This window comes from Flavobacterium branchiophilum FL-15 (assembly GCF_000253275.1).
Lineage (GTDB): Bacteria > Bacteroidota > Bacteroidia > Flavobacteriales > Flavobacteriaceae > Flavobacterium > Flavobacterium branchiophilum.
This window is the reverse complement of record NC_016001.1, coordinates 1285805-1300901: the sequence shown is the minus strand read 5'-3', so window position 1 is coordinate 1300901 and position 15097 is coordinate 1285805. Positions and strand designations below refer to the sequence as shown.

Genomic DNA, 15097 nt, shown 5'->3' with positions numbered 1-15097 from the left:
TCAACGAATACCTATATAAAATAAAAACGCATGAGTTAAACCGATTCCATTCACATTACGAATGGGTTTATCAACAAGTTTTTAGCATTTTAAGGTATATTCAAATATTTATGTGTTTGCAAAGATATTCTCCATTTTGGATTATTCATTACATAATCTACTATAAATGGCGTTATCATATCCTTTTTGCTCCATTCTGCCTGCAAGAATAATGTAGCATTTGAATTTACCAATAAGGCTTGCGCTTCAGCAAACTCAAAATCGTGTTTGTTGTGTACAATTACTTTCAACTCATTGGCTTTTTCGTAAACTTCGGGCAGTGGCAATTTGTTTTTTTTGGGCGACAAACAAATCCAATCCCAAATGCCTGTCAAAGGATAGGCTCCAGATGTTTCTATATGGATGGTCATCCCAACTCTTTTAAGTTTTTGTGTAAGTCCGTCCATATTCCACATCAAAGGCTCCCCTCCTGTTACCACAATAGTATTCGAATACAATTTTGCTTCCTCTACTATAGTTGTTATAGCTGTTGGTGGATGCAAATCGGCATTCCAACTTTCTTTAACATCACACCAATGACAACCCACATCGCACCCGCCAATTCTTATAAAATAAGCTGCTGTTCCTGTATGAGCCCCTTCGCCCTGAATGGTATAAAAAGCTTCCATCAATGGTAATAACTCCCCTTTTTGTATAGCTGTTTGTGATTCTTTTGATAACATGGTTTCAATTTGATTGGCAAAGATAGTTTTTTATTTTGGTAAATAAAAAATGTAACCCCTACCCATTTTTCATGTTTTGATAAAAAACTGTTTTTAATTTAAACTACAAATATTTTTTATCAAACATAAAAGGCAACAAATTTCGCAATGAATCAGATTGATAGATAGCCCCAACAGCCCCCATAAAATACAACTGAATTGGACTTTCTTGCCCTATTTCATATTCCGCTATCGATTGTCGGCAAGCTCCACACGGCGGAATGGGCATGTCTGTAACACTAGTGTCCGAAGCAGCCGATATAGCAAAAGCCACCATTTTTTGTCCAGGATATTGTGCACCTGCATAAAATAAAGCAACACGCTCTGCACACAATCCAGACGGATAAGCCGCATTTTCTTGATTAGATCCTTGTACAATTACGCCGTTCTCCAACAATAAAGCCGCTCCTACCCTAAAGTTTGAATAAGGTGCATAAGCCCGCTGTCTGGCCTCTATAGCTTTTTCCATCAAATCTCGAATAGGTGCAGGCAACTCATCCATTACCTCAAACGCTTTAAACTTAACTTCAGTAATTATATCTTTCATACGTTTTTTATAGTTAATTATTTATATTTTAATAGTACTTTATTCCATATTATACATCAAACCACTTGGTAAGAAGTCTGTATTATGAAATCTAAAATTGTAAATTTAAACAATAAAACGCAAACACACAAACACCATTTGTAGCCAACCACAACAAAAAACCAACAACAATCAAATTAAAACGCCATTTGTCTATAATCAGAAGCAGCTACTTTTGGCCTTTTCCCCCATGTACAGTTCCCGCCATTCGCTATATCTTTTTGTTTTTAAAGAAAAAACAAAAAGGATGCCGCTACTGTCGGGGCTACTTTGCTACTTCGAGCCCAAAAACCATTGATTAAATCAGTTGATTCTTCCCTAAAAAAACACACCATGAAAACAGTACAAAATCAAACAGCACTACTATTTTTCTATCATTTGATAAAACACCCCACAAAAAACATTTGACAAACACAAAACCACAACTTCTAATGCAACACAATCAAACCATTGGATTTTACATCGTTTATTATTAAAAAAATAGTTACTTTTGCTCAAAAAAAACACCAAAAGCATTTTTATGGTCTCACAAAAAAACATTTTGAGGTTCGTAATCCTTTTTTTAGCCATTCTTTTTTTGTTTGTTTTAAACATTAGTAGGGGTTCCGTTTCTATACCACAAAAAGACGTTTTTTCTGTAATTTTAGGGCAAAACGCTTCCAAAACCACTTGGACATACATCATGATACACTATCGAATACCCAAAGCCATAACGGCCATATTAGTAGGTATTGGACTGTCTATCAGCGGGTTACTTATGCAAACCTTATTCCGAAATCCTTTAGCAGGGCCTTATGTTTTAGGCTTAAGTTCAGGATCTAGCTTGGGGGTTGCTTTTGTAGTATTAGGCTCAGGAATTTTGCCAAATTTCATAAGTTATTATTTACTATCTACTTATGGAATAGTGATGGCTTCCTGTTTGGGCAGCTTTTTGGTCCTCATAGCAGTATTAATAGTTGCCAAAAAACTCAAAGATACCCACTCTTTACTCATTGTAGGTTTAATGTTCAGTAGCTTTTCTAGTGCTATTGTAGGTATTTTATCATACATAAGCACATCAGAACAATTGCAAAAATTTACCTTTTGGTCTATGGGCAATTTAGGCAACATCCCTTGGTCGTCAATCACTATTTTAACCATCAGTGTATCCATTGGATTACTTGTGGCATTTATAAACATTAAAGCATTAGATACTTTGCTTTTAGGCGAAAACTACGCCCGAAGTTTAGGCTTAAACATCTCAATATCAAGACTGTATATCATTATTGCTACTAGTATTTTATCAGGAGTAATTACCGCTTTTGCTGGCCCTATTGCCTTTATTGGTCTTGCCGTTCCGCATATAGCAAAAATGTTGTTTCAAACAAGCCAGCACCAAATACTTTTTTGGAGTACCCTTTTTTTAGGGGCTGCATTCATGTTAATTTGCGACTTGGTTGCCTACCTCCCACTTTCCAATATGGTCATACCAATTAATGCCATTACATCACTGATAGGTGCTCCAATTGTAATTCTAATATTGCTAAAAAAAATATAAATTTGTAATAACTATTCCAAATGAATGACTTGATACTAAAAACTACAAATTTAACAATTGGTTATCTATCCAAAAAGCATGAAAACATCATTGCTACAAACTTAAATTTGACACTCAAACGTGGCGAACTGACTGCTTTGATAGGTGCAAACGGTATTGGCAAATCAACCCTATTGAAAACCCTTACAGGCATTCAAAAACCCTTATCAGGCAAAATAGAAGTGAACAAACAAAATTTAAACACATATCATTTGTTGGATTTGGCACAAAAAATGAGTGTCGTACTTACAGAAAAACTACCTCCCAGCCAATTGACAGTGTTTGAAATAGTAGCTTTGGGCAGGCAACCTTATACCAATTGGATAGGAAAACTTTCCGATCTTGATGTTTTACATATTACAAAAGCGTTACAAGACACTCAAATACAACATTTACAGTCTTTAAAACATCATGAATTAAGTGATGGCCAACTACAAAAGGTTTTGATAGCCAGAGCATTAGCACAAAATACTCCTGTAATTATTTTAGACGAACCCACAACACATTTAGATTTACAACACAAAGTTTCGGTTTTTCGATTACTTAAAAAATTAGCTTCAGAAAACCAAAAAGCCATTTTATTTTCTACACACGACATTGATTTGGCTATTCAAGTAAGCGATCAAATGATTTTGATGACCCCAAAAAATATACAACAAGACCAACCTTGTAATTTAATAGCACAAGGTGCATTTGATTTATTATTCAACGATAAAAATATTGTTTTTGATCAACAAAAAGGAAAATTTATTTTAGAAAATATATAAAAAAAATAGATTTTTTATAAAAATATTCCATCTACATAATACCATTTTCCCGCTTCATATACAAAATTTGAGGCTTCATGATGCGTTTGATTTTGTCCTTTTTCATCTAAATAAAAGGCTTTAAACCGCACCTTTTGGGTACCAACTTCCAAGATTTGTAATTGCAACCAAGTAGATTGTTCTGCCCATTGTTTCATACTCACTTTGTCATGAAAATGCCGTGTCGAAACATGAGTAGTTTCCCATAAATAATCTATTTTACCCAAAACATAAGCAGCATAACGAGACCGCATCAACAAGGCTGCCGTTGGAGCATGTTTGAAACTATTGTGAAAAACCCCACAACATGCTTCATAACTATTGGGCAACCCACAAGGACATTTTTCCATAAAAACATCATATTTTTAATATAAAAAAAATTATTGTAAATTTTGTTTTATTTTAACATGCAATTGATTTAACAATACCTGATATTTTGTTATTTCAACCAAATCTGCATCATCATCAGATAAATCAAACATTTCGTCTAATAATTCGCTGGTGCTTAGTAGCACATGGTTTGCTTCTTTATATGCTTTTTGTGCAATCAAATCTATAATATTTTGTGTCTCTTTTTGTAATAAATCAAAATTATTCATGCTGTTTTATTTAAAATTTATTCTAATACATTCAGTAATTTACACCCAAAAATAATTCCATGTTGGTTTCTACCCGCTTGAAAACTGGTATAATAATCTACCCTAAAAACCTTAAATTTCCCAAAACCCAATCGGTCTAAACCTACATTAAACTCAGAATACGGTTTTTGATTAGGAAGCATCAACACATGATACCCTGCAACAAACTCTGATTTTAAGGCATTTAACAAAGGTAACTTGTTCATTATAAACCCCTTATCGTTATACTCGGCATGGTATTCTACATAAGCATCGTTGGTACTTTTACTATAATAAGGCAACAAATGAAATACATTGAGGTATTGATTGGTTTGTGCAATATGGGTTTGATTTCCCATAAAATGTTTGTAATCCATAAAAGCAATATTTTGAGCATCAAAAAATTTGCCCGCTTTCATTTGTTGGGCAAGTATCCCTTTGTTTTGTAGTCCAAGTTCGTAAAAAACGGAGGTATTCAAGTGTGTGTACCCATATTTTTTGTTGGATGCGGCCAAGGTTTTTTCTATACCAAATGTGAGTTTAGGGTATTTTGGATTTCGAATATTAAATTTGCCATCGGGTCTTGAAAAATAAGTATTCCCAAAATGTATCGTAGCCTCCATAGCCCATTTGGTAAGATGATGAGACTCAAAACCAGCCGTTTCAAAATCGAACGGATTTAAGGGATTATTGGACGAATACCTGTCATTTTTCATAAAATAAGACACATCAGAGTGGTTAAACAATGCCTTGCGATGGGCATATTCTAACGATGTTTTAAGATGGATTCCGTTTGCAACATCCTGACTATAAGCTAAATAAGCAAATGTTTTGTCATACAATTTCATGAAATTATTCCTAAAAAACAAACTGCTCACACTGTTGATAAACGGACTTATTGGCCGTTCGTTATTAAACTGGCTCGTTGTTGAACCGCCTGAAAGTTGTAAACGGGCATAATTTTGATTGTTAAATTGATGGTCTATTTGTCCTAAAATTCGCAATCTTTCCTCGGCAAAACCATAATTGAATGCGGCGAAAACAGTGGTATTTTTTCCTGTTTCGTCATTCCATTTTTTATATGAAAGAGAAGGTGTCAAATGATACCCTTGCACAGTATTGAAAGCCATTTTTGTGTTATTCAACAAACCCGAAAAGTTAAATTGGTGTTTTTTAAACGAATTTTTATAAGTATATCCGCCAATAATATCCAAAAAACGAAACTTATTAGTTTTTTTATCTATCGAATCCAAATAAACTTGGCTACTTCTTTTGGTTTTCAGGCTGTCTTTTGTTTTGTAGTCATGTTGTTCTTCTATTGTAAGCGGTATAGGGCGGATGCTGTTCCAATAGTCATTGTCTTTTTGATTGGCATTAGGAGCAAAACTTAGCACTTCATTTGTAAACATTTTTTTATCAAATGTTTGTGGAAAATCATAATTTGTAAACACATAATTAAACACTCCCGAAAAATGAATACCCATCAAACCAGCATCAAACGAAAGGTTTTGCACATTCAAAGACCACGTTTTTTTGGGTGCATGGTAGCTATAATTTTGTTTGAGTACCATGTTTTCCATAAATTCATTTTTCATTCGATACCCTTTCATGGTCAAATCCACCGCATAAATGGCAAATGAATCATCTACAATATAAATATATCCTTCAAAAACAGGTTCTTTATCCCGTTTTGGTGTAACTTTTATCTTATAAATTTGAAAATTATTATCATCGTAAGTCGAGCCTTCAAGTTTAAATTTATAATACTGAAAAGCATTATCTGCAATTGGCGACACCATTTTTACACTATGTCCAACATAATTTTCATAAAAAAAGTAATCCGAATTTTTTGCAGTATTGTAGCTAAACCCATTATCATTACCCGAAATTTTGGATGCTAATATCTTTTCCCTCAACTGATTAGGTGCCGAGAAATCTATTTTAGAAATCGTTTCAGACAGGTAAATAATGCCACTTCCTGTAGAGTCTAAATGGTGTGCTATATCGTCTTCTAATGAAACATCCATACCCATGATTTTTTTAGGCAAATTTTTAATTTTAAATAAGCCTCTTGAATAAAAATCGGCTGAAAAATGGGCGGTTTTGGCTGCATTTTCTTTCCTATTGGCTATGGCATTTTGAATAATAGGATTGGCTAAATTATCGTTTTTTCGGATGACAACCTCTTGTAGCATAAAATCCTCTTTTTCTAAAACGGTATTCAATATATACGGAAAATGATCTACCAACACATTTTGTTTTAAAGTTTTAAAACCTAAATTTTGAAATATTAAATTGATATTTCCTACATTTTTATAATTCAATTCAAACAAACCTTTTTGATTTGTAGCAGTCCCAATATAGGTATCCTCTACATAAACTGCCACAAATGGAATGGGATTACCATTTTCGTCTGTTACAATGCCTTTAATTTGAGCATATTGATATTGTGCCACCAATAAAAGCAATAAAAGTAATCTTTGTTTCATTATTGTAATTTTGTTAAATTTTTATTATAAAATAATATGAATTGAAATATAATGTCGTTTTGTTAAACTAAAAAGTTATAATCAAGGTAGTAAATCCTTTGTCGGAGTTTAAAACATTATCAAAAAAGGCCACATAGCAAAAGCTGACTTTACTAAACGGCATTGCCATTAAAAAATAATTTTTGTTCGATGAAAAAATAAAAAAGTCTTTCTTGATTATTCAAAAAAGACTTTATTATTATTAATTTTATATAAATGATTGCAATGCTAAATCATAACTTTGTAAACCAAAACCTAAAATAACACCTTTGGCACTACCCGAAATATAGGATTGATGCCTAAATGCTTCTCTACCAAAAGTATTAGAAATATGTACTTCTATCACTGGAGTTGAAACGGCCTTTACCGCATCGCCAATTCCTATCGACGTGTGGGTATAAGCACCTGCATTTAAAATAATTCCATCAAAACTAAAACCAACTTCCTGAATTTTTCCTATAATTTCGCCTTCAATATTGCTTTGAAAGTAATATAATTCGATAGTATCAAATTTATTTTGTAATATTTTAAAATAATCCTCAAAAGTTTGAGACCCATAAATTTCGGGTTCTCTTTTGCCCAACAAATTCAAATTTGGACCATTGATAATCATGATTCTCATGGTGTATATTTTCTTAATTGAGCCGCAAAATTAACAAAACCATTTATATTATAGTCTTTTTTAATGTTTTTTTAAGATTAATTTTAAAAAAAACATCCTACCGACAATTGAAATACCGCAGATTTAATTTTAGAATTTTCAGATATTTCATACAAACCAGCACAATACCTTGCCTGTGCCACTAAATGTTCTGTAATCCGAACCGACATTCCTGCATTGGCACTAAAATCAAATGTTTGGGCATTGTTCACATCAAATTTATTTTTTTCTTTCAATAAAAAGGATGCCTGTGGCCCCAAGTCTAAACTAAAAGTATCCGACAATCCTATTTTTAGCATCACAGGAATTGTCAAATAACCCAATTCATTTCTATAATCTTCAATTGCGGTTTTGTAAGTAGTTCCTTGTGTACTGTACAAAATTTCTGGCTGAACAAACAGTTTTTTTAATAATTTTACCTCTGCCATTAGACCTCCATGATAACTCGTTATCGCTTGAGTTTGAATTTCAGAGCCAGACACATTAGCATAATTTCCTCCTACCTTGATACCCATTTTTAATAATTGGGCATTCATCAACGGCACACTACAACAAAATAGTGCTGCCAAAATAACATTTTTTTTCATTTTATAATAAATTTAGGGACTACAAAAATACAATTTTATTCAACCCAAAACCATTTTTTTGAAATCTATTTTAACACAAAAAAAATACCAACTACATATATCCAAAAGTTGTATATATTATTTTAAATTTTATATATTTGCACCAACAAACATCTTAAACACATCACTTACAATGAAAAAAATTTTTATCGCAACAGCAATTATGCTTGCATCGCTTGCAAATGCCCAATCCCAAGGCGGATTTAGAGTAGGTTTAGACCTTGGTTATGCCCTTCCTGCAAAAGGTGGCGGGGGCTTTTTAGTTTCTATCGAACCTAAATACAATATCAAAGACAATATGAATATTGGTTTGCGTTTTGGTGCAGCAGCAATGGCCAAAAACATCCAATCAACTACATCAACTACCGCAAACGTCGATGCCGAAATTGGTGTAAACAACTCTTATCTACTTACTTACGATTATTATTTTAACCAATCTGGTAGCTCGTTTGTACCCTATATTGGAGCTGGTGCAGGCTTATTTCAATTAGCAAATCTTGAAATTAATGACACTAATAGTACTACAAATACTACAACCACGCTCGATGCCACTTCCAAAACAGGCGGTTTGGTTAGAGGTGGTTTTGAATGGGGCAAATTCAGAATGGGAGTAGAATACAATTTTGTACCAAAATCAAATATTCAAGACCTAAAAGGCAACGTTGTCGGATCTACAGACAATTCTTATTTAGGAATACACTTAGGTTTTTATATAGGTGGCGGCAAATGGGGCAACTAAACCCTTGCTACATTTTATAACTCAAGGTCGTTTAGTTAAGCATTTATTCAAATCCATCATCTTTGTCAAATGTTAAAAATTATACAAGCATGAAGTGCAATTATTATTAAATTAATGTCAATTAAACGATATTGTTTTTAAATCTTTAAATCTTTTTTAAATCAAAAAACAAGGGCATGCCCCCAAAAAAAAGAAAGCCCCTAATCAGCATAACTGTTCATTGGGGGCTTCCTTTTTTTGGGGTCGGGCTATCACGAGCACATGGTGCCTTGCTCTATCCCTCATGCAAAAGGTGCAACAAAGCAACACTTTTTTTCAAAACTTTATCCCATAAAGCAATTGGAACTACAATTTGCCGTTTACAATATATTTGAATACATTTGAATTTCAAATATTATTGCACTATGAAGCTTTTTTCAAAACTAATGTTACTGCTCTTTTTTTGCTGTTCTGTTTCGCTATTTGCCCAAAAATCAGCCATTTACAACAACGAATCGCAAGATTTCAAAAAAGGATTGTCCCTTTTTCATGCCAAGCAATTTCTTGCCGCACAAATCATTTTTGAAAAACTACAATCCCATTCACAAAACACTACCACGATAGCAGACTGCACTTATTATGCCGCTACCTGTGCCATGCACTTGCAACAGCCCCATGCCGATCTATTGATGGAAAATTTCATAGAAGACTATCCTACAAATGCCAATCAAAACAAAGCTTTTTTTGAAGTAGCTTCGTATTATTTCCAACAAAACAATTTTGTAAAATCGTTAGAATGGTTTCAAAAAATGGACGAAAGTCAATTAGATCAAAAAGAACGAGACCAACTGTATTTTCAAAAAGGGTATGTTTTTTTTATAACAAAAGACAAAATACAGGCAAATAATTATTTGAATAAAGTAGTACATTCCAATCAATATGGAGCACAAGCCAAATATTATTTGGGCTATATGGCTTATCAAAACGATGATTTTAAAGAGGCCAACAAACAATTTGAAACCATTGCAAACGACCTAGATTTTAAAGAAAAACTGTCTTATTTTCAGGCAGATATGAATTTCAAATTAGGCAAATTCGATCAGGCCATTGCCCTTGGCAAAGCCGCTTTGGCAAAATCAAGTCCTACAGAACAATCTGAACTCCATAAAATTATAGGCGAAAGCTATTTCAACCTCCAACAATATGACAAAGCCTGGCCATATTTAGAAAAATACAAAGGCAAAAACGGCAAATGGAACAACACCGATTTCTATCAATTGGGCTATGCCTTCTATCAACAAAAAGATTACGAAAAAGCCATTTTACAATTCAACAAAATCATAGACGGTCAGGATGGTGTGGCTCAAAATGCCTACTACCATTTGGCCGAAAGTTATTGGAAAACCAACCAACAACACCAAGCTTTTATGGCATTCAAATCGGCTGCAGATATGAATTTCGACATCAAAATCAAAGAAGACGCAGCCTTAAATTATGCCAAACTAAGTTATGAATTAGGCAATCCGTACGAAAATGTTTCTACTTTGCTACAAAAATTCATATCACAATATCCCAAAAATCCTGAAACACCAACGGTTCAAAAACTGCTCATCAACTCTTATCTGTCTTCAAAAAACTACAAAGAAGCCTTGGAATTATTAGAAAAAACATCCTTGCCCGAAAACAAAACCATTTTTCAAAAAGTAGCTTTTTATCGTGGATTGGAGCTTGTGTCCGAAAACAATTATGCCGCTGCTTTGCCTTGGTTTGAAAAAGCCATCAATACACCCCGAGACCTCATTTTTACTACCCGAGCTACTTTTTGGAAAGCCGAATCAGCATTTCAACTCGACCGTTTTGCCCTTGCGTTGCAAGATTTTAAGGATTTTCAAAACAATGCCTCCGCAAAAAATGTGGTCGAATACATACACCTGACCTATCATTTGGGCTATTGTCATTTCAAACTGAAACAATTTGCTTTGGCAGCAACACAATTTCAGGCTTATATCAATACCCCAAATGCCGATAAACTTAAAGTAACCGACAGTCATTTGCGATTAGCAGACGCTCTTTTTATGACAGCACAATACCAGTTAGCAATAGAATCATATAATAAAGTCATTGAGTTGCAAAGTGTAGAGGCAGATTATGCCAGTTTTCAAAAAGCCATTTGTTTTGGATTTATTTCAAAAAACACCCAAAAAATAGAGTATTTAACTCATTTTCTAAAAAAATATCCCCAATCAACCTTAAGAGCCTCGGCCCTTTTTGAAATGGCAAACACTTATTTGACAATAAACAAACCAGCATTGGCCATTAAAACTTATGATCAACTACTTTTAGAATTTCCTAATAGTGTATTATATCCAAAAGCGTTGTTCAAAAAAGGTTTGGCCTTATACAACCAAGACCAAGAGGATGAAGCATTGGCTCAATTCAAAAAATTGGTGGCACAATTCCCAAATGCACCAGAATCATTAGATGCTGTGGCCACCGCACGACTTATATATTTAGATAAAAATCAAGTGGATGTGTATGCAAATTGGGTAAAAACCTTGCCTTTTATTGCTGTTAGCAATGCCGATTTGGACCATGATAGTTACCAAGTTGCAGAAAAACAATACTTACAAAACAATGTTAAAGCTGCCATTGCAGGGTTTGAAAAATATTTATCGTCATTTCCAGAGGGTTTTCATGCCTTAAATGCCCATTTTTATTTAGGTCAATTGTATTTTAATCAAGCAGCACAAGCCAAAGCCGCTGTTCATTATGAAGCGGTTTGTAGCGGATCTCAAAATGAGTTTTCAGAAGAGGCGTTGTTTAAATTAAGTCAAATTTATTTAACTAACAATCAACACCAAAAATCGATTCCCACATTAATTCGATTAGAAAAAGAAACCAATACAGTGCCATATTTGATTTTTGCACAATCCCACTTAATGCAAGAATATTATGAAAACAAAGATTTTGCAAATGCAGTTGTTTATGCCGAAAAAGTATTGGCTAATTCAAAAATTTCCACTGCAGACAAAACCAATGCCCAAGTGTTCATTGCCAGAGCTGCCTTTCAAAATCAAGAGGAATCCAAAGCCAAGCAATATTATGCCAAATTGCAACCAACTGCCAAAGGCGAATTAGGTGCCGAAGCCTTGTATTATGAGGCCTATTTCAAAAACAAAGAAGGACTATTTGAGCTTTCTAACAAAGCCATTCAAAAATTATCTAAAGATTTTTCGGGTTACAAATATTTTGCTGCCAAAGGGCTTATCGTAATGGCCAAAAATTATCATGGTCTTAAAGATGCTTTTCAGGCCACCTATATTTTAGAAGCTGTGCTACAAAACTTCAAACAATTTGACGATGTGATGTTAGAAGCCAAGCAAATCCTCGAAATTGTAAAATTAGATGCTGGCCAAATAAATTCGTCCATTCAAAAATAACAAAACACATAAATTAATATTTAAAATTTAATATAAATTTTATGAAATTACACATAAATAAATTCGTACTTATACTAATACCTTTTTCATTGGCTGCAACAGCACAAAAAAAAGAAGAAGCCTTGGGTACTGAAACCATCGAAGTTGTTAAACCCTACACGCCAACCATTATTGATGGATTTAAAATAAAAGAAAATCCCATTTTGGAAGACGAAGAAGCATTAAAAAAAGAACCTTTAACCTATACCATCCATTCGATGCCCGTTGCCTCTACTTTTACACCCATTAAGGGTGTAGCTGCCGCTGTAGAACAAAGCCCAAAAGCCTTGTTTTATGATAATTACGCAAGCCTTTTTGGTGGAAATTATGGTACGATAGATGCCGATTTATTTGCTACAAAAAAATTATCGGCTGCCGATTATGTTTCGGCAAGTTTACAACATTTGTCATCGCAAGGAGGCATCGATGGAGTATTGTTGCCCGATGCCTTTTATACATCAAAAGCAGAATTGACATATAGCAGCAAACAAAAAAACACCCAATGGAATACCCATTTGGGCTATCAAAATCAAATATACCATTGGTATGGTTTGCCCGATTACGTCAAAGAAAATGGTGGCGAAACATTGTTACATTCGTTAGATACCAAACAAAGTTACCATACTGTATGGGCAAGTGGGCAGCTTTGTATGAACAACAGTTTCCTGAAAAAAATAGACATCAATGCCCAACATTTTTGGGATCGAATGAACACAACCGAAAACCGATTGCAGGTTGAACCTTCCATGGTGTTTCATTTGTTGGATCAAACTATAAATACTACTTTTATAGTGGACTATGTAGGAGGAAGTGTAGCTCAATTAATAATTAATGAACAAAACACAACAAATAAATATGGTTTTATAAAATTAGGGTTCAATCCAAATTGGGTATTGAATCGCAACGATTGGACGTTTCAAGTAGGAACAAATTTGGGCTACATAGCTGACTTCGAAAACAAATCTGGCTATTTTTACGTCTATCCAAACATACAAGCCAGTTTTAAAATTGTAGATGATTTATTGGTTTTTTATGCAGGAGCAACAGGCAATGTTATCCAAAATACCTATCAAAATGCGGTAGAAATCAATCCCTACATTAGTCCAAGCCAATTGATGCAACCCACCAAGCAACAACTAGCATTGTATGGTGGTTTGCGTGGCAAATGGTCGTCGAGTGTTGTTTACAATGCCAAATTGTCTTGGCTAAGCGAACAAAATAAAATAGGGTTCAAAGCACAAGATTTCAATACTAATGCTTTAAATTTGAAAGATTATAATTACGGAAATGCCTTTGAGGTGTATTATGACAATCTAAAAACCATGCAACTATTTGCTGAAATAAAAGGAGATTTTTCAAACAGATTATCCTTTAATTGTCATGGTACTTTCAATATGTACCAACCCACTATACAAGAAAAAGCCTGGAACAGACCCAATTTGACCCTCAATGCCACTTTTGATTTTGAAATTACGCCAAAATGGTTTGCAGGAACCGATTTGTTTGTAGTGTCAAAACGTGAGGATATACAACAAAATTTAGGTGTTATGACATTGGTTGCAGTAGATCATCACAAAACATTACCTGGTTATTTCGATCTCAACGCCCATTTGGATTACAAATATAATAAAAGATGGACTGCAGGCATTAGAGCCCACAATATTGCCAATCAATCGTATCAAAAATGGTTGCATTATCCTGTTCAAGGGTTTCAAATCATGCTAGGAGCTTCATATCAATTTGATTTAGATTTATAACCATCCGTGTTCAACTTATAATTTGACTATAATATCCTATTAAAAATGGAAAAAAACAAAGTATTACAACATTACAAACAATTAGTACAAGACAAACTGGATATTTTTCAGGACATGATACACGAACTGGCATTAGACGCACAAAATGATGCCAAAGGATCTGCAGGCGACAAACACGAAACAGCCCTATCCATGATGCACCTTGAACAAGAAAAATTGAACCAAAAAGTGGCCGAAATCAACCAACAAAAAAACATTTTAGACCAAATAGATGCCACCCAAAAACACCAAGTGGCTGCCCTTGGGAGTCTCATCAAAACCAACGGGATGTACCTATTTGTGAGTTGTGCCATGCCTAAAATCAGTATAAACAAGCAAACCATTATTGCATTGTCCCCACAATCGCCTTTAGGCAAACAAATCATTGGAAAAAAAATAGGTTATGAATTTTCTATCCAAAATACGATTTACACCATAGAAGACGTAATATAATACCAAACACTCACATAAAATAGCCCAATCTGCTAGCTCTTTTTCTCCAAATATTTTACAAAAAAATAATTACGTAGCCCAGCTATGAAATGATTTTTTTATAAAATCTTTAAAAAAAATAGCATTGCATTTTTAGACTATTTTATATAAGTGTTTGGTATAAAATAACTTTAAATTAAACATTCAATTATCCAATTCAGAATTTGGGCGTGTCCCTCCGTAAAACTTCGGGTCGGGTTATCCGTTTCAAACAACGTTCTTTGATCTCCAAAAGAAATATAATACCGAATATACATATAAAATAGTCCAATCTATTGGTTCTTTTTTGCTAAAATGAGTCAAAAAAAATAGTTCCGTAGCCTTACTATCCAATGATTTTTTTTGAAAATTTTTTCTAAAAAATAACTACGCATCTTTGGACTTTATAAATATATTTGGTATATATAATGTGAAATAATCTTTTTGCCCCAAAAAAGGGGGCAAAAAAGGA

The 15097-nt window shown here is 33.8% G+C and carries 13 protein-coding genes; 6 read left to right on the top strand and 7 right to left on the bottom strand.

The window, feature by feature from the left end; translation table 11 throughout:
- Positions 1-89: 89 nt before the first annotated feature.
- Both FBFL15_RS05620 and cdd read right to left on the bottom strand, forming a co-directional pair.
- On the bottom strand, positions 90-722 hold the full coding sequence (locus FBFL15_RS05620) for a 7-carboxy-7-deazaguanine synthase QueE (RefSeq protein WP_014083672.1): 633 nt from the start codon (positions 720-722) through the stop codon (positions 90-92).
- A 103-nt stretch (positions 723-825) separates the two neighbouring features.
- Positions 826-1308 (bottom strand): cytidine deaminase, encoded by a 483-nt coding sequence (gene cdd, locus FBFL15_RS05615; protein ID WP_014083671.1) that lies wholly within the window; start codon positions 1306-1308, stop codon positions 826-828.
- Between the two features lie 559 nt (positions 1309-1867).
- On the opposite strand from cdd, the gene FBFL15_RS05610 reads away from it, so the two are divergent.
- Both FBFL15_RS05610 and FBFL15_RS05605 read left to right on the top strand, forming a co-directional pair.
- Positions 1868-2884, top strand: a complete 1017-nt coding sequence (locus FBFL15_RS05610) for an iron ABC transporter permease (RefSeq protein ID WP_014083670.1) — start codon at positions 1868-1870, stop codon at positions 2882-2884.
- Positions 2885-2904: 20 nt separating this feature from the next.
- A complete protein-coding gene (locus FBFL15_RS05605; RefSeq protein WP_014083669.1) occupies positions 2905-3690 on the top strand; it encodes an ABC transporter ATP-binding protein in 786 nt (261 codons plus the stop codon).
- Positions 3691-3704: 14 nt separating this feature from the next.
- On the opposite strand, the gene FBFL15_RS05600 is transcribed toward FBFL15_RS05605, so the two are convergent.
- The 5 genes from FBFL15_RS05600 to FBFL15_RS05580 all read right to left on the bottom strand — a co-directional run bounded on the left by FBFL15_RS05600 (position 3705) and on the right by FBFL15_RS05580 (position 8122).
- Positions 3705-4079, bottom strand: coding sequence for a YchJ family protein (locus FBFL15_RS05600; RefSeq protein ID WP_014083668.1), 375 nt, complete (start codon positions 4077-4079; stop codon positions 3705-3707).
- Positions 4080-4109: 30 nt separating this feature from the next.
- Positions 4110-4328, bottom strand: coding sequence for a hypothetical protein (locus FBFL15_RS05595; protein WP_014083667.1), 219 nt, complete (start codon positions 4326-4328; stop codon positions 4110-4112).
- A 17-nt stretch (positions 4329-4345) separates the two neighbouring features.
- Positions 4346-6835 carry a DUF5686 and carboxypeptidase regulatory-like domain-containing protein gene (locus FBFL15_RS05590; protein WP_014083666.1) on the bottom strand — a complete coding sequence of 830 codons (2490 nt, stop codon included), beginning with the start codon at positions 6833-6835 and terminating at the stop codon, positions 4346-4348.
- A 247-nt stretch (positions 6836-7082) separates the two neighbouring features.
- Positions 7083-7496, bottom strand: a complete 414-nt coding sequence (gene aroQ / locus FBFL15_RS05585) for a type II 3-dehydroquinate dehydratase (RefSeq protein ID WP_014083665.1) — start codon at positions 7494-7496, stop codon at positions 7083-7085.
- Positions 7497-7579: 83 nt separating this feature from the next.
- Positions 7580-8122 (bottom strand): porin family protein, encoded by a 543-nt coding sequence (locus FBFL15_RS05580; RefSeq protein WP_014083664.1) that lies wholly within the window; start codon positions 8120-8122, stop codon positions 7580-7582.
- Between the two features lie 172 nt (positions 8123-8294).
- Between FBFL15_RS05580 and FBFL15_RS05575 the strand changes: the two genes are divergently transcribed.
- The 4 genes from FBFL15_RS05575 (at position 8295) to FBFL15_RS05560 (ending at position 14607) form a co-directional block, all read left to right on the top strand.
- A complete protein-coding gene (locus FBFL15_RS05575) occupies positions 8295-8900 on the top strand; it encodes an outer membrane beta-barrel protein (RefSeq protein WP_014083663.1) in 606 nt (201 codons plus the stop codon).
- A gap of 425 nt (positions 8901-9325) precedes the next feature.
- Entirely contained in the window at positions 9326-12319 is a 2994-nt protein-coding gene (locus FBFL15_RS05570) for a tetratricopeptide repeat protein (protein ID WP_014083662.1), read from the top strand.
- Between the two features lie 41 nt (positions 12320-12360).
- On the top strand, positions 12361-14115 hold the full coding sequence (locus FBFL15_RS05565; RefSeq protein ID WP_014083661.1) for a porin family protein: 1755 nt from the start codon (positions 12361-12363) through the stop codon (positions 14113-14115).
- A 45-nt stretch (positions 14116-14160) separates the two neighbouring features.
- Entirely contained in the window at positions 14161-14607 is a 447-nt protein-coding gene (locus tag FBFL15_RS05560; RefSeq protein WP_014083660.1) for a hypothetical protein, read from the top strand.
- Positions 14608-15097: the final 490 nt, after the last annotated feature.

Excerpts from the sequence above, each read along its gene's own strand:
- FBFL15_RS05610 (WP_014083670.1), top strand. The coding sequence starts at position 1,868 with ATGGTCTCACAAAAAAACATTTTGAGGTTCGTAATCCTTTTTTTAGCC.
- FBFL15_RS05620 (WP_014083672.1), bottom strand. The coding sequence starts at position 722 with ATGTTATCAAAAGAATCACAAACAGCTATACAAAAAGGGGAGTTATTA.
- aroQ (WP_014083665.1), bottom strand. The coding sequence starts at position 7,496 with ATGAGAATCATGATTATCAATGGTCCAAATTTGAATTTGTTGGGCAAA.
- FBFL15_RS05570 (WP_014083662.1), top strand. The coding sequence starts at position 9,326 with ATGTTACTGCTCTTTTTTTGCTGTTCTGTTTCGCTATTTGCCCAAAAA.
- FBFL15_RS05600 (WP_014083668.1), bottom strand. The coding sequence starts at position 4,079 with ATGGAAAAATGTCCTTGTGGGTTGCCCAATAGTTATGAAGCATGTTGT.
- FBFL15_RS05605 (WP_014083669.1), top strand. The coding sequence starts at position 2,905 with ATGAATGACTTGATACTAAAAACTACAAATTTAACAATTGGTTATCTA.
- FBFL15_RS05560 (WP_014083660.1), top strand. The coding sequence starts at position 14,161 with ATGGAAAAAAACAAAGTATTACAACATTACAAACAATTAGTACAAGAC.
- FBFL15_RS05590 (WP_014083666.1), bottom strand. The coding sequence starts at position 6,835 with ATGAAACAAAGATTACTTTTATTGCTTTTATTGGTGGCACAATATCAA.
- FBFL15_RS05565 (WP_014083661.1), top strand. The coding sequence starts at position 12,361 with ATGAAATTACACATAAATAAATTCGTACTTATACTAATACCTTTTTCA.
- FBFL15_RS05580 (WP_014083664.1), bottom strand. The coding sequence starts at position 8,122 with ATGAAAAAAAATGTTATTTTGGCAGCACTATTTTGTTGTAGTGTGCCG.
- cdd (WP_014083671.1), bottom strand. The coding sequence starts at position 1,308 with ATGAAAGATATAATTACTGAAGTTAAGTTTAAAGCGTTTGAGGTAATG.
- FBFL15_RS05575 (WP_014083663.1), top strand. The coding sequence starts at position 8,295 with ATGAAAAAAATTTTTATCGCAACAGCAATTATGCTTGCATCGCTTGCA.
- FBFL15_RS05595 (WP_014083667.1), bottom strand. The coding sequence starts at position 4,328 with ATGAATAATTTTGATTTATTACAAAAAGAGACACAAAATATTATAGAT.